Origin of the sequence: Protofrankia sp. Cas8, assembly GCF_963555845.1 — a bacterium.
In the GTDB taxonomy this organism is placed as follows: domain Bacteria; phylum Actinomycetota; class Actinomycetes; order Frankiales; family Frankiaceae; genus Protofrankia.
This window is the reverse complement of the sequence record NZ_CAUVXI010000076.1, coordinates 1-22,614: the sequence shown is the minus strand read 5'-3', so window position 1 is coordinate 22,614 and position 22,614 is coordinate 1. Positions and strand designations below refer to the sequence as shown.

Below are 22,614 nucleotides of genomic sequence, written 5' to 3'. Positions count from 1 at the left end.
TCCACTGTCCGCTCGATACCGGCCATCATCGTCAGATGCCAGCACAGCATCTGCGCCGTGAGCAGGCTTCCCATTGCCGCCAGGCAGATCTCGGCCTGGTTGTCGAAGCGAAGGTGGAGAGCGACCTCGCCCTTCTCTATCATCTGAAGGATGAGGCTCTCGGTGGCGCGGCCAAGCCGGAACACCCGAATGCGGGTCGCCACGTCGGTTCCCACCGTTACCAGACTCAGCGCCGTGCCAGGGATCCCCACCACCACGAGCTTGCCCGCCGGACGCTCGTCGTCAGCGAGCAACTTCAGGTAGTCGGCGAGGCGGTCCCGAGTCTCGACCGGCAACCGGTGAAAGTCGTCCACCGCGACAACTCCCTCATGGCCCTCAGGCAGCCGGCTGATCTCAGCGAGGTGGGCGGGATTGCGGGCACTGAGGATCCGCACCGGCCCGAGACGGTCGCAGTCCTGGGACACGGCGTGCCGCAGCATGGTTGTCTTACCGATCCCGGACGGCCCTTCCAGGACGATGCCGAGCCCAGGTTGGCGTAGTGCCAGCCGGAACTCGATGAAATCGTCTGGTTCGACGAAGGTCAGTGTCGGTACGCCGGCGGGCTTGAACACCTCGCCCAACTCGCGCTCCTCCCGCTCGGCCGAGAAGCGTCCGTGATCGATGCCCGGATCGACCGCGGCGCCACGCAGGCCCGATACTGCGAGTCGGATGCCGTCGATGATATTCTTGAGAGCCTCGTCCCGGCTGGCCCACCGGGTGACGGGAACACCGTCGGAGGGCAGCAGGGTAAGGCGCCCGAAGGACTGGTGTTCCCAGGACGTCGCGCGCACCAGGACCGGTAGCACCACGGCTTGGCGGTCCTCGTGGCGGCGGAGAAGCACGTTCATATCTCGAGACGAGCCGTACTCCGTCGCCAGCAGATCACGGCTGACCAGCAGCAACGCGACTTCTGCCTCCCGCACGCCGGTGGCTATCCGCAGCCCGCTGTCTTCCTCGAGGGGTTGCTGGACCGGGTGCATGTCGACCCCCGATAACACCCCCTCCACCAGGAGCGTCCGCAGCGAGTCCGCTAACTCGACCGCGAAGGTGGCGTCGCCGGATGCATGCACGAGGAGGGCTCGTGGACCCGGCGCGCGTTCACCGTCCTCGCGGCCGAGGCTGTCGAGCTGGTCTCCGTTCTGAGGGAAACGCGGGCTGTGGTCCGATTCTCGTCCGACCGCGGAGCCGGGGAACACCGGCACGCCACGAGGTCTACGCCGTCCTCCCTGGACGGCGCGGAGAAGACGCTCCCGTGCGTCCGCCGCGTCACTGGTCCCCGCGAGGTCGACCCAGACCAAACCGGCAAACGCCGCTGGCGTCTCCACGGGCTGTACCCGGACAGGGATCAGTTTCTTGTTTTGGATCCCTGCCGAGGCCTCGGACATCGCCGCCGCAGACCGGATATAGGCTGGAGAAACTACCGCGATGACCTTATCCGTGTTGGTGAGCGCGGTATGCATCCGAGAGATAAAGTTTTCGCCGGCGGTGAAATCCCATTGCTGCAGTCCGACCGTGTAACCCGCGTCCTCCAGTTGCCACGCGATCCACTCGGCCCAACGCTGGTCCGCTGTGGTGTAACTGAGGAAGAAGTCCATCCTGTTGTCCATGTCGCCCCCGTCCGGCCAGAAGTGAAGCATATCGTGGCGTCGTGCATAGTCCCACTGGCACAGAGTAGTGGATATTACCGAGCGTCATCGTTTCTGAGATCTTCAAAGCCGCATGGTCATGGTGTCGACGGCACTGTTGATGACCGTCGTCACGACTGTTGCCAATCACGTCCGATCGGTGGATTTCGTAGCCTGCCCGTCCGGACGGCTTTTTGTGCCGAAGTGATTGGATCTTCAGTCCGGTGTGATGGGGCTTGGGCATGCTGCGGGACGGGCTCGGGCTGAGGCGCTGTTGGCTGGTGCCGCCACGTTCGGCGTCGCTCCATCCGGGTCGAAGATTCCAACGGCTGAGTAAAGATCATCAGCTGCCTGGTTGCCTATCGGCAACACAGGGTGCACTACTCTTACATGTTTGTACGGACGGTGATCTGGCTGGCCAATGGGCGACGCGCGATGGCGAAGCCGTCTCGCCCGGAGGCCTCAGGGGATGCTGCGGGGGTTCGGGTGGATGATCAGCGCTGGAAGCAGTGCACGCCGTCCGAGTTCGCCTGGGAGCGGGCGGCCCTGGGGTATCTCAGGACGCTGCTGCCGAACAGAGATCCGTTCCGGGCCTGGGCGAACGCGGAGTTCCTCGGCACCGCCGGTTCGGTCAACGAGATCGATCTGCTGCTCGTCACCCCTGCCGGCATCGTCATCTTAGAGATCAAGTCGTGGTCCGGAGTACTCGTGGGCGATGCGGGCACGTGGCGGCAGACACATCGTGCCCCCGCCGACAACCCGGTCATCGAGGCGACCCTCGGCCCGCCGCGACCCTGGTGACGAGGAGGAAGCATACGATGCAGACACTGCCGGTTGCTGGTGACCATGTCCGCATTCCCTTCGGCCTGACCACCGTGAAGGGTGTGGTCCGTAACGCATACAACGAAGGAAGCGGCCCCCAGGTCACCATTGAGCTGCATATTCCTGGCGCCGACCCCGTCACCGGCACCTTCCCGCTCGACATAGTTGAGCCTGCTGAAGCCGCATAAGAACCTACCCGGTGATGGTCGGTGTCAACGTGGTACATGAAGCGGTAGTCGCCGCGTCGCGCGCTGTGGAGTCCGGGGAGTTGGAGCTGGAGTGGCTTGCCGACGCGGTGCGGGTTGGCCGGTGGCGAGGCGCAGTGCTCGGCGACGACATCGCCCTGGGCACGAACCAACTCGGCGGTGGGCTGAGCGACGATCGTGCGAATCGTAGCGGCGACCATCTCCGCGGCCTGCTTGGGCACCCGGACAGCAACATTACGCCGAAATCGGACCCGGCAACGCTGCCAGGCTGCGCCTCGCGACGCATCCGCCCCAGCCCTACTCCTTGATCCGCATTCCGTTCGGTGCGACGAGTGGAAGGACGACGTCAGGAGACGTCGGTTTTCGGGCGGAAAATGTATGTCAACCATCCACTCGTGCTGGGCCGGTTATCTGCCCGGTTTGCATCAGTGACCGGTGGCTACCAACCGAGGACGGCGGCGATCCGCTCACGGTGGTGGGCGACGTCGACGATCAGGTCCTCCTGTCCGCCGACCATGGCCCGCCGACCATGGCCCGCCGACCATGGCCCGCCGACCATGGCCCGCCGACCATGGCCCGGCGGCCGACCTCGACCAGGATCGACCGGGCGTCGATCCCGCTCGCGGGCGCACAAGCATGCTGGAACGGGCCGTCCTGATCCTGCCGGCGTGGGCCGGTCAGACGCCGAGGGACTTCCCGATGATCTCCTTCATGATCTCGGTCGTGCCGCCGTAAATGGTCGTGATCCGGACGTCGCGGTATGCGCTGGCGACGGGGTACTCCAGGATGTAGCCGTAGCCGCCGTGCAGTTGAACGCAGGCGTCGACCACCCTCTTGTGCAACTCGGTGACCCACCACTTGGCCTTCGCCGCCCGTTCCGCGGTCAGCTCGCCGCGCGCGGACTGGGCCAGACAGGCGTCGATGAACGTCTCGGCGATGTCGAGTTCGGTGTCCATCTCGGCGAGCAGGAAGCGGTTGTGCTGGAACGTGCCGATGGGCTGGCCGAAGGCGGTGCGTTGCTTGGCGTACTCAAGCGTCGCGTCGAAGACGGTGCGAGCACCCGTGACGCCGGCGACCGCGATCGACAGCCGCTCGTCGGGCAGGTTGTGCATGAGGTGGTAGAACCCGCGTCCCACCTCGCCCAGCACGTTCGCCGCCGGGACGCGCACCTCGTCGAAGAACAGCTCGGCGGTGTCCTGCGCCCGCTGGCCGATCTTGTCGAGTTTGCGGCCGCGGGTGAACCCGGGCATGCCACGCTCGACCACCAGGAGGCTGAAGCCCTTGTGGCCGGCGGCGGGGTCGGTACGGGCCACGACGATCACGAGGTCGGCGTTGATCCCGCTGGAGATGAACGTCTTGGTGCCCGAGACGATCCAGTCGTCGCCGTCGCGCACGCCGCTCGTGCGGATGCCGGCGAGGTCGCTGCCGGCGCCCGGCTCGCTCATCGCGATGGCACCGATCAGTTCTCCGGACGCGAAGCCCGGCAGCCAGCGCTTCTTCTGCTCCGGGGTGGCCAGCCGGATGAAGTAGGGCGCGACGATGTCGTTGTGCAGGCTCAGCGCCGGGGGGCCGGACGTGGCCCGGGCGAGCTCCCCGGTGACGATCGCGTTGTACCGGAAGTCGTCCACGCCACCGCCGCCGAACTCTTCCGGGACGTTGAAGCCGATCACGCCCTGCTTGCCGGCGGCCAGATACAGCGACCGGTCGACGATGCCGGCTTCCTCCCACCGTTGCTGGTGAGGGACGATCTCGCGGGCCACGAACTGCCGGACCAGATCACGGAACTGCTCGTGTTCGGAATCGAAGCCTGCCGAACCCATACCGCCTCCTCGACCCACCCTGAATCGCGGAACCCCGCGATTCAGGGTACGCAAACCAGACTGATCCCGAGCATCTGTCGCGTCTCGGCGCGGGGCCTTCGGCGCGGGCGCCGTCCTCCCGCCGGGTCTGCTCGGCGCAGGGCCGAAAGACCGCGACCAGGTCGTCAGCCCGGCCCGGCAGCCTGGGTCTGGTGTCGTACGGGAGCTGAATGGTCCGCAGCCGGCGTGCGGTGCCGGTTCTCGGACGGTGCCGGTTCTCGGACGGTGCCGGTTCTCGGACGGTTCCGTCGAGATCGGTCAGGTTCCCAGGGTGGCGAACCGGACGGGCTCGCGCAGGACGGTGGTGGCGGCGGGGAGGTCGACGAGGCGGGTGGCGAGGGTGGCCTCGGCCAGGCGCGGGGGGAGTGCGGTGTTGAACTTGAGGCCGGCCAGGGCCTCGTCGGTGACGTGGGGGAGACAGAGGCGGGACTCCAGGTCCGCGGTCGCTGCCTTCCACCTGGGCGGGGTCAGGTCGGTGCGCAGGCGCAGGTAGGAGGCGGTCGGGGCCTGGAGGGGGTCGGCGAGGTCGCCGAGGCTCGCGGTGAGGGCGCGGTTGGCGCGTTCGCCGGCCCAGGTCCACCAACGGACGTCGGTCAGGTCTTCCGTTCGGACGATCATCGTGCCGCCCGGGTGGACGACGTTGAGGTGGTTCTCGCGGACGACCGCGAGCCGTTCCGTCGCTCGGCGGGTGAGGGGGACCGGCGGGTCGGCGCCGAGCAGGACCTCCCGCATCGCTCTGGTCAGCTCGAAGGACATGGCGCCGTCGGCAGGGGTCAGCCAGCGGGCCCGGCCGCCGCCCTCGGCGTGCTCGACGAAACAGCGGCGGCGTTTCCAGTCGATGTGGGTGACCCGCCAGCTGCGACCGGCGAGCAGCAGCAGCCGCGGGCCCTCGACCGGGTCGGTGAGCAGGACCGGGTCCGTGCGGCCTATCTCGTCGCGGCCGTTGAGGACGGTGAACTCGGGCGCCGCGGTGAAGACCGCGGTCAGCTCGGAGAAGTGCCGGTGGCCGAAGCGGCGCTCCGCCTCCGGGCCGACGAACAGCATGCCGCCGTCGGAGTCCAGGTAACCCATGCGGACGAGGTGGCGCACGATCGGCTCCGCCGAACGGTCGAAGGGCGCGAGGCCGTTCCACTCGTCCACCCAGGTCCGGTCGCCGACCCGGTTCTCCTGAAGGCAGTACGCGAGCAGCTGCTGGGCGACGATGTGCCGTGGCTCCGGCGGGGCGACGACCGGCTCCACCCAGCCGCGGCCCCACAGCAACAACAGCCCGGCGGCATGCACAAGCGCACTCTCGTTCAGGGCGAGGAACAGGCAGTTGCGGGTCGTACCCGCCCGGCGGCCTGTACGGCCGAGACGCTGCAGGAACGATGCGACGGTTCCCGGAGCGTTGATCTGGATGACCCGGTCGAGGTCGCCGACGTCGATGCCCAGCTCCAGCGTGCTGGTGGCGACGATCACGCAGTCCCGGGCCTGGGTGAAGGCCTCCTCAGATCGGTGCCGCTCATCGACAGACAGCGACGCATGCGAGAGGAACGTCGCCACCCCGAGGGAACGCAGCGCCTGACCAAGCTCCTCGACGATCTTCTTCGAGTCGCAGAACACGAGCCGCTTCTCGCCCCGGTGCAGGGCGGCCAGCACCTTTGCCGCGTTCGGCACTGAGGCAACGTAGTCCAGCTCGATCTCGCTCAGCGGCGGCGTGGACGGCCCGGGTGCCACACCCCCGGCCACGGGGGTCGTGGCCGTGGCCGGGGGAGACCGCCGGGAAAGCGCGGCCGGCAGGTCCGGCGCGACGACCTGCGCCGGGCGCCGGCCCGCGCCCGAACCCTGCAGCCAGCGCAGCAACTCGGCCGGGTTCCCGACAGTCGCCGACAGGCCGATGACCTGGAGCTCCCAGGAAACATCGGCTACCTGTTCGGCGGCGATGATCCGGCGCAGCCGCTCCAGGACGGCGAGGAGGTGCCAGCCACGGTCGTCGCCGGCGAACGCGTGGACCTCGTCGACGATCACGGCGTGGACGCCGGCGAAGAAGCCGCGATGGTCGGTGCGGACGCTGACGAGCATCGCTTCCAGTGACTCGGGCGTGGTGAGCAGGACGTCGGGCCGTTCGCGGCGGATCCGGTTGCGCCGGCCTTCGGTCACGTCGCCGTGCCAGACAGCGGCCTGGCGTCCGAGCCAGCCGGTGTAGGTTTCCAGCCGGGGCATCAGGTTGTTCAGCAGCGCCTTCAACGGACAAAGATACAGGACCGACGTCTCCTGCCAGTTCTCGGCCGCCATCCGCGACAGGATCGGGAACGTCGCCGCTTCGGTCTTCCCTCCGGCGGTCGGCGCGAGCAGCAGCGCGTCCGAACCGGCGAGCAGCGGCGCGACCGCCTCCTCCTGCAACGGCCGCAGCCCCGGCCACTGCAAAGTGTTCGCGATGTGGTGTAACACCACCGGATGCAGCAGATCCGCCGCGTCGGCGGCTGGCGCCTCCGGCTCGACGGTCACTCCAGGTCCAGGTCGATGTCGTCGGCGCGGGCGGCGTTGCGTTCCAGGTCGGTCATTTCAGCTGCGCCGATGGTCAGCGGGTAGTCGCGCCGGGGGGCGAAGTCGTCGAACTGGTCGACCCGGTCGAGCACGTCCCCGACGAGCTTCTTCAGGAACAGCCGGGGCACGACGCCTACCTTTCCGCCGAGCCGCCCGGCGACCGCCCCGGCCAGCTCCCCGAGATAGACGTCGTCGACGAGCTTCTCGATCCGCCCGGCCGCATTGCCCGACGAACCGGCCGCGTACAGGTCCCGGACCCGTCCGCCGAGCTCGACCAGCGACGCCTCGGTGAACCCGGCCAGCCGCAGCTGCACGGCTCTGGGGTTGTCGAACTTCGGGTTGGCGGTGAAGTCGGTCGCCAGCCGCTGCGCGAGCGGCGCGAGCCGCTGCACCCCCTGTGGGCCGTCATAGAAGGCCGGCGTTCCGGTGATGACGAGGAACAGGCCGGGGAAGCGGCCGCTGTGGACCTCGTCGATGAGCTGGCGCAGCGCGTTCAGCGCCTTGTCCCGCGCGTCGGACCGGACCCGCTGCAGGGTCTCGACTTCGTCGAGGACGAGGAGTAGGCCGCGGAAGCCGCTGTCGCGCAGCACCACCAGCAGCCCCTGCAGGAAGCCAAGTGCCCCGAAATGGTCCAGATCGCCGCGCACCCCGGCGGCCCGGCGGGCGCTGGCTGCGACGTGCGGCTGCCCGCCGAGCCAGGCGAGCACCGCCGCCGCCGTCGCCTCGTCGCCGGCGGCCAGCGCCGCCCGGTAGCCACGCAGCGCCGCCGCGAACGCGGGCGCCGTCCGGCCGACCTCGGCGAGTCGCCGGTCGACCAGCTCGTCGACGGCCCGATCGAGCGCCGCGGCGTCGTCGCCCGTTGTCTCGTCGCCCGTTGTCTCGTCGGTGGCGAGGATGTCCTCTTCCAGCGCGTAAAACCAGCCGTCGACGACCTGCCGCAGCGCGCTCGGTGGGAACGTCGCGGTGGTCAGCCGCTCGGTCAGCCGGCGGTAGACGGTCTCCAGTTTGTGCAGCGGGGTCTCGTTCTCCGAGATCTGCACCTCGGCGGTCGTGAGGCCTGCCTTCTTCGCCTGTTCGGCGAGCCAGCGGGTGAAGAATGTCTTCCCGGAGCCGTACTCGCCGCGGACCGCCTTGAACACCGACCCGCCGGCGGCGACGGTGGCCAGGTCCTCGGCAGCGGCGCGCTCGAACCGGTCCAGCCCGACCGCGAGCAGGTCCAGCCCGGCCGCCGGCACCGCGCCGCGCCGCAGAGCGTCCAGCACGTCCCTCCGCCGGGCCGCGCTGACCTGGCCGGCCTCGCCGCTCACGGCCGCCTCCCCGCAGCCGCTTGCCGCGCGGCCGGCCCGGCAGCGGGGCCGGTCATGCGGTCAGCCCGAACTGGGCGCGCAGCAGGTCGGCGTTGAGGCGCAGGGTGTGGCCGTCGTCGATCGGCTCCAGCACAGGGTAGTTGTCAATGTTGAAAAGGCGCTGCAGGGTCACGGCGAAGCCGCCGGCCCGCGCCGGACGCTCGCCGGCCCGCTCGGCGACGACGCTCGTCGCCAGGGTGCCGTTCGCGCCGAGCAGCGCCCGCACCGCCGCCTCGACCTTCTCCACCGGCACCTTGCGGGCCAGCCCGTCGAGCTGGGACCGGAACAGCTCGGACGCGAGCAGCCCGGCGACGAGGAGGTCGACCGGGTCCTCGCGGTTGCCGGCCGTCGCCGCAGCCGCAGCCGCAGCCGCCGGACCAGCGGCCGCCTCGGCGGGAAGCTCGAACAGCGCCGGGCCGGTCTGCTCCTCCGCGGGCTTGCGCCGTTTGCGGGGGAGCAACGTTGCCTTCCCCGCCTCCTCGGCCGGGGCGGTGACGGCGCGCCGCCCGACCAGCACGGTGTCACCACCGCCGAGTCCGCCGAGGAGGTCCGTCGACTCCAGCGACCACCACCGCGGGCGCTGGTCGGGCAGCGGGCGCCAGCCGGGCGGCAGGTCGCGGCTCGTCGACGCCGCGGAGAGGCGGAACGGCAGGAACGCGAGCACGGGCACCGTCACCTCGGCCGGCGACGCGCCGCCGTGGTAGCCGCCCTTGCGGCCCAGGTAGCGCAGAGCCGGGTCCCAGAGCGCGACGATCCGCCCGCCCGGCGCGAGCACCCGTGGCCCGGCAAGCGCCACCTCGCCGTCCCCAGACTCGCCGTCCCCAGACTCGCCGTCGCCCGAGCCGGGAACGCGGTGCCGGGCGGACGCGGCGTCCGCGGCGACCAGCGCCTTGGCTCGGTGGTCGACGACATGGCCGTGGTCGCTGGTCAGGATGACTGCACGCCCGGCGGTCCGGGCGTAGGCCAGCACCGTGCGCAGCCGGCCGACGTCGGCCAGGCTCCAGCCGTCGTCGTCGCGCTGCCGACCCTTGTCGAGGGTGTCGTCGATCGTGTTGACCACGACCGCGACCAGCGGGGTGTCTGAGGTCAGCGCGTCGGTGAGTTCCCCGTCGAGCGCGGCGCCGGGCGGGCCGGCCAGGTCGGAGTGGTGGAACAGCCGGGTAGCCCGCTTACCCCAGCGCGGATGGCCCTCGAACTCGGCCTTCTCCTTCGCCTTGTCGCCGGTGAGTAGTCGGCCGGCGAGCAGCGACGTCCGTGAGGTGGCGGTCACGGTTGGCAGCACGGCGACGGCCGCCCGCCGCCGGGCGGGGCCGGCCGGCTTATCTCCGAGGGAGCCGAGCGGGTCGCACTCCTCCCAGCGGTCGCGGCGCAGCTCGGCGGCGAGCTGGGCGGCGACGGCGGCGCTCATCCCGTCGAGCACGACGAGCAGCGCCCGGCCGCCGCGGGCGGTCACCACCGGCGCGACCACCCGGTCGAGGATTTCCTCGACGCACAGCGGCCCGTCCGGCGCCGCCGTGCCGTCCGGCGCCGCCATGCCGGCCGGTCTGGCGGTCACGGTCCACCGGGCGAGGAGCTGCGCGAAGGCGGCGTCGAGGGCGCGGCGGCGCCAGGCCGCTACCCGGTAGAGGTCGCTGTACGCCGCGCCGATCGCGGGCGCGGGGTCGCCGGCGGCCAGGTGGCCGAGCGCGATGTCAGCCCAGGCGCCGTCGTCGAGGTGGGCGTCGAGGGCGCCGGCCAGCGTCGTCGGCTCGCCCGCCCGCTCCCGGCCGGGGCACTGCCCGCCCGCGGGTCGCCCGGCGGTGAGTGAACCGGTTGGCTGGGCGGCGAGCCAGCCAACGAGCCGGGCGGCCATCGCGGCCCGCTCCACCTCGGGACGGTAGACGCCGGCCAGCAGGTGCTCGCGCAGCGATCCGACGGCGGTCACGACGTCGCGTGCCGCCTGCCCGAGCAGCGTGCGGTCGACCCCGGACTCGGCGACGGTCACAACGTCGCGGACGGTGGCGGCGACGGCGGCCAACCGGTGGTCGAACCCGGCCCGCAGGACGTCACTCACGGCGCCGGCCGCCCGGGCGTCTACGTTGTCGAGCAGCCGCTCCGCACCGTCGAGCAGTGCCGGGAGCGCATCCTCCGGGTGCAGCGTGGCCGACGCGGCTCCGGCAGGGTCGAGGCCGAGCCGGCTGGCGCCCGGGCGGGCCGCCGCCAGCGCCGTCGCGACCACCTCGTGGACGGTGTCGGCGAACGCACGCATGGTCGCGTCATCGAGGCGAACGTCGCCGAAGTAACGCTCCACCCGGACCTTGGCCCGCTCGACCGCAGCGACGTCCGCCGCGACCGGTGCCGGCATGCCGGTGGTGTCACGGGCGTGCCGGGGCCATAGGCAGTCACAGACCAGTCCGATGGCGAGCGCCCGCTCGCCGTTGCCGGCGTTGACCAGGGTGAACAGGGCCCGCCCGGCGCGGCCGGTCCGCTCGACCAGGTACGCGGTGAGGCCGGCGCGCTCGTCGTCACCGAGCCGGCGCAGCGCCTCGGTCGCGCCGGGGGCCGTCGTCCAGCGCAGCAGGGTGGCGATGTCCAGGTCGGCGGCGCCCAAGCCCAGCTCGGTCAGGCCGAGCCGGACGGCGGCCAGCTCTGCCAGCGCGTTCTCCCGGCTGAGCAGGCCGCCGGGCCGGCGCGGCCAGCCGGCCGGGGGGCGGGCCTCCATCAGCGCCTGCGCGACCCAGCGGTACTCGGGGGCGCGCAGCCGCGGGTCGGCCTGGGTGGCGCCGAAGTCCTCCATCACGGCGAGCCACGGTTCGATGACGTCGATCCGCTGTCGGTAAACCTGCGCGAGGACGGAGTCGCCCAGCGTCTCCTCGTCGGCGTCGGTGAGCAGCACCAGCCAGCCGTCGTCGACCGGGTCGCGCGCCCAGCGGGTGACTTCCTCGAGCACGGCGAGCGGCGACACGCACGGCACCACCCGGACCGGCTGGCCGCCGGCATCCAGCTCCCCCGACGCCGGCCAGTCCGGCTGGGCGCGGACCAGCAGGACGTGGGGCGCGCCGCCGTGGTCGCTGTGCGCGGCGCGCCGCAGCCGGGCGACCCGGCCCAGCACGACGGCCGGGGTCACCCGAGGAGCGGCAGTACCAGCCGCGCTGCCCGGGCCGCCCGGGGGTGACAGGACGGTCACGGCGCAGGCCGCCAGATGATCTCGACTTCGCCGGGCTGGTCGCCGACGTGGGCGCGCAGCTCGGCGAGGGCCCGGTCCAGCTCCCTGGCCCGAACCCGCCACTGCCGTGCGGCGCTTGCGCCACTTCCCACGCGGACGGTCTCGACCGGCGAGACCGCGACCCGGGGCTTGGGCTCGGTATGACCGGCGGGTGCGACAGGCACGGTGGGTGCGACAGACATGGTGGGTGCGACAGGCACGGTGGGGGCGACAGACACGGTGGGGGCGACGGGCGCCGTGGTGGCGCGGCGGAGCAGGGCGGTCGCGTCGGCACGGGCGCTGCTGAGCACTGGGGCGAGCGGCGTGGTCAGCTCGTCGGCGGCGCCGGCGGCGCGGATCCGCCCGAGGATCTCGCGGGCCGCGGTCTGGTAGGGCTCGGGCAACCCGGCGATCACGACGAAAGTCTCGTCCCACGGGGCCGCCTTGATCGCGGTGGTGACCTCGGCGGCCCGGCTGATACTGACGGCGAGCCGCGTCGCCGGGCCGGCCAGGTCCGCCCGGGCGAGCCGCTCGACGACCTGCGCCCCGGCCCTGGGGTCGTCGAGCGCGCTGAGCAGGTCGCGCGCGGCCCGCGCGGTCCGCAGCCGGCCCCCGCTCCCCGCGTCGGCCGCGGCGGCCAGCCCGGTGCGCGGGTCGAGGCCGAGGTCGGCGGCGTGTGCCTCCAGGGCGCTGACCAGTTCCTGGCTCGCCGCCCAGCGGGGCTTCGCCTTCCCGACGATCTCCTCGGCGAAGGTGCGCAGCAGCCGGCCGCGCCGCAGTGGCGGGCGCGGCACCCCGAAGAGGTGCTGGGCGCGCTCGCAGGCATCTTCCCAGTCGGCCGGGGTGGGCAGCGGCTGCTCGCGCAGCGTCATGTCCCGGGTGATCGCGGTCAGCTCGGGCGGTGGCGCGAGCTGACCGCCGTACCGGTACCAGGCCCGGTCAGTCTGCTCGGCGAACGCGGCGATGACCAGATGCGCGACGTTGTCGTCCAGGCCGCGCGGCTTCGGCTCGTCGATCCAGCGCAGCAGGTCGCCGACCCGCAGCTCGCCCGGCCCCGAGCCGCCCGCGCCCGGCGGGCCGGACCCGTCAGCCGCCGTCTGGGCGGCACGGCGGGTGAAGTGGTCGACCCACTCGCGGCCCAGCTCGAAGCGGACCTCGTGCATCACGCCGAGCCCGAGCGCCGGTGCGATCCGCCGCATCGGGATCCGGTCGCCCCGGGTGACTTCCACCGAACCGCCGTCCGCCTCGGCCGCCTTCGTCACGTAGCCGAGGACGAGCTTCAGCTCGGCCGGCCTGACCGGCGCCCCGGTCTGGTCGGGGTCGAGGTCGGGGTGGCCGGGGAACTGGTCGACGAGCAGGTCGCCGAGCAGGCGCCGGACCGCGTCCCGGAACGACGCGCCGAGCGGCAGCGTCGGGTTCAGCCCCGGCCACAGCGCGCGCAGGTGGTCGCTGAAGCCGGCGTTGACGTCCTGCTCGTCTTTCGACATGAGCCCGTAGGCCGAGCGCAGCACAGTCCGGGTCTTGGTCAGCAACGCGTCGTAGCGGCTCTTCAGCACGCCGCGGGCGCGCTGGCGGTCGTCGGCGTTCAGGTGCTGGGCGTGGCTGTCGAACCGGTGCCCGCCGCCGGCAAGCAGATGGTCGAGCCGGACGAGCATCCCCAGGTCGGCCAGCCGTGCGGCGGTCAGGTCGGCGGGGATCCAGCAGACGGTACGGTGCTGGACGCCCGCGCTGCGCAGCCGCTCGACGCGCGCCCGGGCGTAGACCGGCCCGTCGCCGGTGTCGTCGAACGGGTAGTCGACGACGAGCCGCCAGGACTCCGAGTCGACCGGGGCGAGCTGGTCGTCGCGCAGCTCCGCGCCGCGGACCGAACCGAAGATGACCTCGCACGTGCGCTTGCTGCCCTTCCAGACGAGGTCGAGCCGGTCGCCGTAGGCGTCGCCGGTGACGGTGACGCCCAGCTCGTCGACGAGTAGCCGTTTCACCAGGGTGCGTCGGTTGCCGGCGCTGTCGTAGGCGACGGCCGAGTTGAGGATGCTGTCGACCTCGACGTCGACGAGCTCCAGGCCGACGCCTGGGTCGCCGCCATCCACCGGGATATACTTGATCTCGCCGAACTGGCCGGCCCAGCGTTCGACCTTCTTGCCGACGAGCCCCGCCTCGCCGCCCGGGATCGGGCTGGTGATGCTGCCGTGGTTGAGCGCCGACAGCCGCCGAGGTGTCAGGTTGCGCAGCGCCGGGACGCTCGGCGCGAGCGCGGAGAGCAGCAACGACTTGACCAGCCGGTCGTCTGCGGTGAACCGGCGGACCTTGGTCGCCAGCGCCGGGTCGACGCCGGCGCCGGCGCCGGTGGCCTGCACGCGGCGGGCCTGGGCCAGCGTGTCCTCGTCGAGGCCTTCCGCGTCGAGCAGGTAGGGGCGCAGCTTGCGGGCGTAGAGCTTCTGCGCCGCGTCGAACTCGGCCTTCAGGACGTCGGTGAACGGGGTGTCGGCGCCGCGGGTGATGACGTCCCACAGGTCGCCGAGCGGCACGACCTGGCCGAGGCGCAGGTCGTCGCGGTGGTCGACGAGTAGCTGGCGCATGAGTTTCAACGCTGTCCGGTTGCGCTGCAGGGCAGCGGAGACGTGGACGAGGGTGTCCATGAACGCCGGGCTGAACGGGTAGGAGAGCCGGAACGCGTCCCGGTCGGCGCCGAGCTGGGCGCTGCCGCCGAGCATCGTGTCCCACACCTCGGCGCGGACCTTCGCCGTCGTCTCGAACGCCCGCGCGATCGCCGCCTCGGCGCCGGCGTTCAGCGGCTTCAGCAGACGCCTGTTGGCGATGAGCGGGAGGTTGCGGTCCTCCAGCACGATCTTGTCGAACCGGCCGTCGGCGAGGGTGAGGACGTCGAGGAAGGACAGGCGCACGTCGCCGGCGACCTGTTCGCCGACCAGCTCCCGCAGGTCCCGCTGGCGGGCGATGAAGCTGACGACCGGGATCGGCCGGGCACCCAGCCCGCCCTCGACGAAGTTCGTGACCTTCTGGACCTCGCGGGAGACGAATGCCTGGTCGCCCATGTTGTTCGCGAGCCACAGGATCAGCTCGTCGAGGAACAGGATGACCGCGTCGTAGCCGAGATCCTTGGCGTGCCGGGCGATCTCGGTGAGGCCGGCGTCCAGGGAGACGAAGCCCTCGGCGTCCTCGCGCAGGTCGCGGAAGGTGTTCGCGAACCAGGTCGAGAGCAGGTCGGAGACCAGCCGGCGGCGGGCCTTGCCGGTCGGGGTGGCGCTCGGGGCGAGCGCCGCGTCCAGCTCGGTGGGCGTCCAGGAGGCGTCGTCGCCCCACTCGTCCTCCTCGCCGCCGCCCGAGCCGGCCCGGTTCAGCTCGGCGAGGAAGGTGGTGTCGCCGACCTTGGCCCGTACGCTGCGGGCCTCGTCCAGTAGCGCCTCGGCCCGGTGCACCGCCGGGATGGGGGCGCCGGGGTGCAGCCTGCGCAGGTGGTCGGCGTAGCCGCCGAGGACGCGCTGCTCGATCGACTTGGCACCCAGCAGGTGGAACGGGACGAGCAGGAACTTCTTGCCGGCCAGCTCCGCGTCGTGCTTGCCGATGACGTCCGTCAGGCGGTCGTCGAGTGTGCGGGCGGTCGGCTCGCCGCGCAGCAGCGCGTGCAGCACCGCCATGAAGTGCGACTTGCCGGAACCGAACGAGCCGTGCAGGTAGACGCCCTTCGACGTCCCGGTGCTCACCGCCTGCGCGATCAGCCCGAGCGCCTCGTCGAAGTTCCCGACGAGCCGGTCGGTCACCACGTAGCTGTGCAGGGTCGCGGGGTCGGTGACGCCCTCGGTGAGCTTGAGGACGAAATCGCTGTCGGACGTCCGCAACGGGATGTCGATGACCTCGCGCAGCAGCGGCTGGGGCGACGGGCTGGTCATGCAACACCTCGGGTCCGGTCGTGCGTGTGCTGTGGCGCGGGCGGCCCGGCGGCCATCCGTGTCCGGATCGTACGTATCGGGTCGGTCACTTCGCGCCTCGCCGGCCGCGGGTGGCCGCCGGGGGGCGCCAGCCGGTCAGGGCGTCGGCAGTCAGCGCGTGCCGGCCCATCGCCTCGGCGAGGAAGGCGTCGTAGACCTCGGCGGGGGAGCCGTCGTAGAGCGGGTCCACCTCGTTGTGCCACTGGCGGACCCAGGGCATGACTTCGCGCAGGCCGGCGAGCAGCGGGGTGAGCCGGTCCGCGCCCCAACCGTGGTTGTCCTGCCGCTCGACGATGAGCGTCGCCAGCGCCTGAGCCTGCTCGCGGTGGTCCCAGCCCGCCCAGCCGACGAGCAGCGTCGGGTCGTTGTCGGGGCCGGCCGGCGGGTAGGAGATGAACCGCTCCTTGGGGACGTCCAGCTTGCCGCGGGCCTTCCAGTAGGACGCCTTGCGGAAGTCGGCCGGGGCGTACTTCGGCGGGACGGGAATCGCGTCGCGGATCTTCTTGGCGGCCTCCGCGGTGGGCGCGGCGTCCTCGGCGCGCTGCTGCTCCCATACCGACTCCCAGTCGGCCCGCTTCACCAGGCCGGAGTCCTTGTAGCGCAGGGCGGCGAGGAACGGGACGTGCTCGCTCTCGACGAGGGCGGCGACGACCTTCGCCAGCTCGTCGCCGGGGCGGTAGATCTCGGCGACGGCGACGAAGTCCGCGTCGGCGGCCAGCTCGTCGGCGAGGCGCCCGGTGGTCCACAGCCGGGGCTGGACCATCCCGTCGACGTCGGCGAACCACAGCTCGTGGGCCTCCAGCCGGTCGAGCAGCCAGTCCTTGAGGGCCGCGTCCTGCAGCTTGTCCCAGCCTTCGGTGGCCCAGCGGCGCTTGTACTCGGGCCGCTCGATCAGCCCGATGTTCCAGTCTGCCTCGATGACGGCGATCCGCTTCTCCACCAGCGCGCGGTACTCGGCGGGCCAGCGAGCGGGCAGTTCGGTGATCGGGGTGGAGCCGTGTCGGGTGAACCACTCGGACGTCTCCTCGCCGGCCGCGATCTTCCGCGCCAGCACGATCTCGAACGCCCGCTCACCCAGCCTGATCTCGGGCACGTCGGCCATCGGCAGGGTCAGCTCGTCGGCGAGCAGCCCGTACTGCCGGTAGACCTGCCAGTCCAGCTCCTCCTGCAACGCGATCATCCGCGCCCGGGTGGACGCCCACTCGGCCTGCGCCGCGGCGAGCCGGGACCGCGTCGCCACCCCGTCCGCCGCCACCGCCGCCGGGCTCACCGCCGTCAGCCGCTGCGCCAGCCCATCCAGCTCCCGCGCCAGCTCCAACGGATACTCCGCCGGCAGCGGGAACTCCTGCAGGTTGCCAGCGGTGAACTCGTATCGATCCGACCACTGCTCAGCGCTTACCCGGGCGCCATCTTGACCAATGGGATCGCCGCCCTTGGGGTAGCCAACCTGCTTGAGCCAGAAGCACGCCGTCGAGCTGTTCAACACCCCCAACAGCCGCAGATGCTCCTCCTCCGACGCCCCCACCGGCAGCTTAATAACCGGCGCAGTCTGCTTGAATACCTTCCCACCCCGATCGAGCACGAAGTGGCTGTGGGTGCCAACGAACGCGAGCACGATCGAAAGCGGCACGCGCAGCTTACTTGCTGTGAGACGGCCATACTCGCTCCAACGCAAACCGCTTTCGGTCTTTGCCTTGCCGCCGAACATGAGGTTTCGCGAGATCACTGTCCGACCGTGCCACATGTACGCAAACAGGGTCCGAGAGATCTTAACATCAATGGGCGTAAACATGGCATCGTACGGGAAGATCGCCACCTGGCCGGGAGCCCAGACCCAGTCGCGAATCGCATCTCCGACAACCATCGGCCTTGTCCAGACCGCCTCGATACCGCGCCTGCGCGCACTGTGCCCCGACAGCAGATAGAGGTCGTCCTCTAGCGTGAAACTAGTGATGCCGATTGAGGAAGAGAGTGCGGAGAGTCGGCATGCAGCACTCTGCTCGATCGTTTCCTGGAGTTCGGACGCACCGCCCCCGCCAACACTCCACGGATGATGGGCCCACGAATTACGATCAGTGTCGGCCACACTGATCCACTCGCTTTCCGAACCTGGATTGTCGACCTGGTTGATGATGGCACTCCACGCAAGTCCTTGACTGGGGATTTCTGGAACGGATGGTTCGCCCCGGATACCAAGAACGGCACGGACGGTGCTGGGGCGCTTCCACCGGTTGCGCCGTCCCGCCAGGATGACCGTTGGGGTTCCGTGGCCCGGGATGTAAGCACCCGATGTGTCGATCACGTGGGTCAGCTCGACATGGGAGGCGAAGAAATCCTCGATCAGCTTCTTGCCGAATTCGCGCTTCATGAACGAGTTCGCGGTGATCTGGCCGACGCGGCCCGCACCCCGTCCTTCTAGGTCTGCGGGTTTGGCCAGCTCGAAGAAGCGCTGAGCGAAGGGGATAGACAGCGCGTACTTGCCCGAGCAGGCGCTGTACATCTCGCGGTACAGCTCGTTGAGCTTCTTGTCCTTGACGGTGATGTAGGGCGGGTTACCGACGACGGCGTGGTAGCGGCCCTCTTCCAGGATGCCGGGGTGGTCGGCGAGGTCTTCGGTGGCGTAGGCGAACGCGGCTAGCTCGTCGCGGTCCTCGCCGAACAGGTCGAGCTGGCGGTGTTTGATCAGTGAGTCGCCGACAGCCACGTGCAGCGGGAACGTATAGCCGGCAGCCGCGTCCAACGTGATCAGCCCGGCGGAGCGCAGGGCTGCGATGACCAGCCGGAACTTGGCGATCGCCGCCGCGTACGGGTTGATGTCGACGCCGTGGATCGCGTCCAGCGCCAGCCGGACCCGCTCGAAGACGTCCCGGTCGGGGGCGTTCTTCTCCCACTCGGCGAGCAGGCGGTGGAAGGCGCCCAGCAGAAAGTGGCCCGAGCCGCAGGTCGGGTCGATCAGCTTGACGTTCTTTAGATCTTCAGCTTCGAAGCCGAACTCCTCGATCGCCGGGGTCAGCGTCAGGTCGAGGATGAACTCCTCGACGAACTCCGGCGTTTGCAGCAGTGCGTACTTCTTGCGAACGTCCTCGGAGAGATCCTGGTACAGGTCGCCGAGAAAGCGGGTGTCCCAGGCGTCGTCGGTGAAGTCGTGGACCAGAGTCCCCGCCTCGGTGCGTCGCCGCCAGAAGGTGATCAGGTCCTTGGCGGCGTCGTGCGAGAGCGGGATCTGGAACAGCGCGTTGTGCCGCTCGTCGAACAGGCCGGCGCCGACCGGCACCGCCGCGATCTCACCGAACGCCGCCAGCAGCCAGTCGCGCGCCGTCTTGTCCGGGTGGCGGCGGTAGAACTCCTCGGTCCGCTCCTCGGCCAGGGTGAGCCGGGCGGTCGTCGGCCCGGCGAGGTACGGGTCGCCGATCAGCCCGTTGTCCTCGCAGAACCGGACGAACACCGTCCCCAGCACCCAGGCGGCCGCCGCCTGGGTGACCCGCTCGCCCAGCCACGCCGACCAGGTCGCCGCCGTCCGGCCCACCTCGAACGCCCGGTCGTACTCGGCCCGCAGCCGCGTCCCGACCTCGGGCACCGCGTCGACCTGAGCGCGCAGGTCCTTCTCCAACGCCTTCACCTGCCGCTGGGTGTCCTTCAGCAGCGCCACCCGGTTGATCAAGAACGTCTCCCCCCGACACTGGTCCCGGGCCGCCGATCCCTGCCGGCGTCACCGCCGCCCGTTGCACGCAGACTAGCCACCACGCGGTGGGCCCAAGAATCCACTCACCGCCATCAACCATCCGGCTCGGCCGCAGATGCCGACGATGCGGTCGATCCTGACGTCGAACCCGGTCTTCTCCCCAGCGTCGGTGGCCCGCTGACAGTCGGGGACCTCGTCAGTCAGACGGTGATCTGGCTGAGAACCGCTTCCAGTTGGCTCGGACGTTCGGCGAGCTTTTCGACCACGGCTCTCACCTCGGTGATCGACGAGGCGACGTAGACGTCGGGACGACTGACGAGTTCCCTGCCCCATTCGGTGCTGTTGACGACGAGATCGGTCAGGATCACGGGCCGGCCGTGGTGCACCGCCATCCGGGCCTGGACGCGAGCGCCGCTGTGTTCCCCCGCCTCAACGACGATCGTGGTGATGCCGAAGCCGGACATCACCGCGTTGCGCATCGGGAAGTTGTGCCGCTGGGGCGGCGCGTCCGGCCAGAACTGCGACAGCAGCAGCCCTGCCTTTGTGATGCGCTCCTGAAGTCCGCGGTTGGCTGCCGGGTAGCACCTGTTGATCCCAGTACCGATGACGGCCACGGTGCGTCCGCCGCGGGCAAGGGTGGTCTCATGAGCGGCGGTGTCGATTCCCGCCGCGAGACCGGCGACCACGGTGAGATCCATCGAGACCAGTGCGTCAGCGATGGACCGGGCCATCTGGAGGCCCCGCTCCGACGCGTTGCGCGAACCCACGACGGAGACGGCCCTGTCGTCGGCGAGTAGGCGGCCGCGGGCAAACAGAAACGGGGGAGCCTCGTGGATGTCGCGGACGCGGGCCGGATAGCGCTCGTCGACGATCGAGAGGAACTCCATCCCGGCCGCATGCCAGCCACGGACCTCGCCTCGCGCTTCGTTGAGCAGCGTGGCGTGGTCGTCGTCGCCGAAGAGGCTTTCAGCGACGAGCTGTGCCCGCGCCGCCGCGACGCTCCCGTTCTCCAGGACAGCACCGGCGAGCTGGAGCCAGGTGAGCCCGCGCGGCCGCTCTCGAAGCAGTGCGACGAGCTCTGCCTGCTCCTCGATGCTCGGCTCCGCCACGCCGTCAGCGTAGTGGACGCGAGCGCCGTGGCAGGTAGCCACCACATGGCCCCGCGCGCCCGCAGGTCCGTCCCGTCATCTTGTCAGGACGCCTTGCCTGCGAGGCCGGTCTCTTCCGTGTCGGCGGCGCGGTGCCGATTGGTGACCCAGGCGTCCGGCAGCGCCACCCACTCGCTTTCGGTCACCATCTGGACGAGGGCGCCGTCGAGCCGCGGCGGCCGGGTCGGCTCGGTCGTCGGGCACAGTACCCAGACCGGCCGGCCGCCGGCGCGGGCCCGCTCGGCGAGCGCGAACAGCACGTCCAGCCCGTAGCCGTCGTAGCGGCCGAACACGCCGGCGTCGTGCAGCAGCAGCGGCGCCGGCCGGCCACTGGGCCCAACGCCGCTGGGCCCAGCGTGACCGGGCCCGGTGCGGCCGGCGGGGGCGTCGACCAGCTCGGCGAGCAGCGGCGCGGCCCGTTCCCAGGCCGTCCGAACATACTCGGCGAGGTTGCCGGCCGCCCGGCTGCCCGGCTCGGCGGCGTCGGCGCGCAGAATCGTTGCCCAGGTCGGCCTGGGCCGCGGGTCGACCTCGGCGTGCAGCGCGTCGAGGAACACGGCGGCGACGTCGACCGGTTCGGCGGCGAACCGCTGCGGCCTGGTCAGTTCCGCGCGGGCGGCCAGGTAGTGGTTGCGCCGGACGGTGAGCGCCCGAAAGCCACCGGCTTCGGCGGCGGCGGCGAGCCGCTGCTCGGCGAGCGCCGCGGCCGCCCGGTCGGGGCTGTCGAACACTGTGCGTGCCGGCCGGCTGCCCAGGCCGGTGGGCTGGCGGACGATCGGCGTCGCCCACGAGCCGAGCCCGGTCGAGGAGAGCAGGCCGTGCGGCGGCACGTAGCCGTCGCGGGCCGCGTTCCACTCGAGGACGAACCCGGCCGTGGACAGCGGGCCGTCGAGCGCCGGGTGCGCCGGTAGCTCGGTGGCGAGGCCCGGAAAGCGGTTCTGCACCCGCTCGTGGATGGTCGCGACGTCCAGCAACGGCCGATCGGGCCGCTCGTCCGGCCCGCCGGGCCACGGCGGGACCGCGGCCGGGCGGGTGGGCAGCATGCCGGCCTGGGCCAGGCGCAGCGCCCGGACGAGGTCCAGGTCGCACGGGTAGATCTCCAGGCGGGCGTTGGCGGCGGCGGTACGCGACGCGGCGGCGGCCAGCCGGACGAGGCGCTGCGCCTCGAGCGCCGGCAGCCCGGCCAGCCCGTCGGCGGCCCCGGTGCCGCCGTCTGCCAGGCCCTCGTCGTCGGCGTCGCCGACGGCCGGCACGGCGCGGACCGCGGCCAGCTCCCGCAGCACGGTCGCCGGGGCGGGCAGCTCCTCGGCCCGCGCGAGCCGGTCCGCGGCTTTGCCCAGGGCGATGGCGTACTCGAAGAGCGCGGGCGCGGCCGGGGTGAGCGGGCCGTCGTCCTCGAAGGCTTCCAGCGCGACCAGCGTCCGTTCGTAGAACTTGCGGCGGGCCAGGCGCGGTTCGGAGTCGAGGTCAATGGTCTCCAGCGCGGCCCGGACCGCGGCGGCGGCGAGCGCGCGGCGCTCGGCCTGCGAGCGCCGCGCGCTGCCGCGGCGGGCGAGCACGGCGGTGACCAGTTCGTCGAAGCCCATCACCCGGCCGGCGTCGCCGAGGATCTCGACCAGCTCGTCGTGCACCGAACGGACCGCGTCGTCGGCGTGCCAGGCCCTGCGCCGCGCGGTCAGCACCTGCGCGATCCGGCCCGGCGTCACCCCGACCCGCTCGGCGACCTGCAGCTGCGGCGCCCACAGCGGCAGGTCCGGCAGGGCGCCTGCGGCGTCGGGCAGGCCGAGTAGCAGGCGGGTCGCCTCGCGCTCGGTGGCGTTGCGCCCACCGGACAGGGCACGGGGGAGCAGCCGGTCGACGAGGTCCTCGACCGGCATGCGGGCGTAGTCCGCCGTCGTCGGCGGCGTGTCGGCCGGCTGCTGCCCGGCTGGTGTCGGCTGGGCCGGCATGCCGGCGGGGGCGGCGGCCGGGGCCGTGGCGAGGGCGCGGCGCCACTGCCGGATCCGGGACTGCAGCTCCTGGCGGGTCTTCGCACCGGTGCCCGGCAGGCTGATGATCTCCTTGGAGCCGAGTGCCAGCAGCGCGCCGACGGTTGTCGCGTTCAGCCGGTGCGTGGCCGAGACCGCCCGCGGCGACAGGCCCGCGGCCTCCAGCGGCGTGTCGGCGGTCGCCGCCGCGGCGGCCAGGTCGCGGGCCTGCTGGGCGGCCTCCTCGTCGCCGGCGCCCGCGG

Annotated in this window: 11 protein-coding genes and 2 pseudogenes; 2 read left to right on the top strand and 11 right to left on the bottom strand. The window is 71.5% G+C overall.

The features are described 5' to 3' along the window. A partial coding sequence (locus tag U9977_RS13130; protein ID WP_322749527.1) for a TIR domain-containing protein occupies positions 1-1,646 on the bottom strand: 1,646 nt, incomplete at its 3' end. A 408-nt stretch (positions 1,647-2,054) separates the two neighbouring features. Here U9977_RS13130 and U9977_RS13125 point away from each other — a divergent pair. Together U9977_RS13125 and U9977_RS13120 are read left to right on the top strand one after the other, a co-directional pair. Beyond that, positions 2,055-2,465, top strand: coding sequence for an NERD domain-containing protein (locus U9977_RS13125; protein ID WP_322749526.1), 411 nt, complete (start codon positions 2,055-2,057; stop codon positions 2,463-2,465). A gap of 17 nt (positions 2,466-2,482) precedes the next feature. Continuing rightward, positions 2,483-2,674 carry a hypothetical protein gene (locus U9977_RS13120; protein WP_322749528.1) on the top strand — a complete coding sequence of 64 codons (192 nt, stop codon included), beginning with the start codon at positions 2,483-2,485 and terminating at the stop codon, positions 2,672-2,674. 140 nt (positions 2,675-2,814) lie between these two features. On the opposite strand, the pseudogene U9977_RS13115 reads toward U9977_RS13120, so the two are convergent. The 10 genes and pseudogenes from U9977_RS13115 to U9977_RS13070 all read right to left on the bottom strand — a co-directional run. Next, a pseudogene (locus U9977_RS13115) lies at positions 2,815-2,967 on the bottom strand (transposase); the annotation flags it as partial. A gap of 164 nt (positions 2,968-3,131) precedes the next feature. Further along, positions 3,132-3,251, bottom strand: a complete 120-nt coding sequence (locus U9977_RS13110) for a hypothetical protein (RefSeq protein WP_322749525.1) — start codon at positions 3,249-3,251, stop codon at positions 3,132-3,134. A gap of 118 nt (positions 3,252-3,369) precedes the next feature. Continuing rightward, positions 3,370-4,512, bottom strand: a complete 1,143-nt coding sequence (locus U9977_RS13105) for an acyl-CoA dehydrogenase family protein (RefSeq protein WP_322749524.1) — start codon at positions 4,510-4,512, stop codon at positions 3,370-3,372. Between the two features lie 297 nt (positions 4,513-4,809). Next, positions 4,810-7,038: a DEAD/DEAH box helicase gene (locus tag U9977_RS13100; RefSeq protein ID WP_322749523.1), complete on the bottom strand. Its 2,229-nt coding sequence runs from the start codon at positions 7,036-7,038 to the stop codon at positions 4,810-4,812. Continuing rightward, positions 7,035-8,384, bottom strand: a complete 1,350-nt coding sequence (gene brxD / locus U9977_RS13095; RefSeq protein WP_322749522.1) for a BREX system ATP-binding protein BrxD — start codon at positions 8,382-8,384, stop codon at positions 7,035-7,037. Before brxD ends, U9977_RS13100 begins: the two co-directional genes overlap by 4 nt. Positions 8,385-8,436: 52 nt before the next feature. Next, positions 8,437-11,529 carry a BREX-2 system phosphatase PglZ gene (gene pglZ / locus U9977_RS13090; protein ID WP_322749521.1) on the bottom strand — a complete coding sequence of 1,031 codons (3,093 nt, stop codon included), beginning with the start codon at positions 11,527-11,529 and terminating at the stop codon, positions 8,437-8,439. A 56-nt stretch (positions 11,530-11,585) separates the two neighbouring features. Further along, positions 11,586-15,515, bottom strand: a complete 3,930-nt coding sequence (locus U9977_RS13085) for a phage resistance protein (RefSeq protein WP_322749520.1) — start codon at positions 15,513-15,515, stop codon at positions 11,586-11,588. An 85-nt stretch (positions 15,516-15,600) separates the two neighbouring features. After that, entirely contained in the window at positions 15,601-19,215 is a 3,615-nt protein-coding gene (gene pglX / locus U9977_RS13080) for a BREX-2 system adenine-specific DNA-methyltransferase PglX (RefSeq protein WP_322749519.1), read from the bottom strand. 221 nt (positions 19,216-19,436) lie between these two features. Further along, on the bottom strand, positions 19,437-20,345 hold the full coding sequence (locus U9977_RS13075) for a DNA-processing protein DprA (protein ID WP_322749518.1): 909 nt from the start codon (positions 20,343-20,345) through the stop codon (positions 19,437-19,439). An 83-nt stretch (positions 20,346-20,428) separates the two neighbouring features. Continuing rightward, positions 20,429-22,614: pseudogene (locus U9977_RS13070) on the bottom strand (BREX system serine/threonine kinase PglW); the annotation flags it as partial.

What these genes read in the sequence shown, in the direction of transcription:
- U9977_RS13125 (WP_322749526.1), top strand. Translation starts at nt 2,055, where the DNA reads ATGTTTGTACGGACGGTGATCTGGCTGGCCAATGGGCGACGCGCGATG.
- U9977_RS13120 (WP_322749528.1), top strand. Translation starts at nt 2,483, where the DNA reads ATGCAGACACTGCCGGTTGCTGGTGACCATGTCCGCATTCCCTTCGGC.
- U9977_RS13110 (WP_322749525.1), bottom strand. Translation starts at nt 3,251, where the DNA reads ATGGTCGGCGGGCCATGGTCGGCGGGCCATGGTCGGCGGGCCATGGTC.
- U9977_RS13105 (WP_322749524.1), bottom strand. Translation starts at nt 4,512, where the DNA reads ATGGGTTCGGCAGGCTTCGATTCCGAACACGAGCAGTTCCGTGATCTG.
- U9977_RS13085 (WP_322749520.1), bottom strand. Translation starts at nt 15,515, where the DNA reads ATGACCAGCCCGTCGCCCCAGCCGCTGCTGCGCGAGGTCATCGACATC.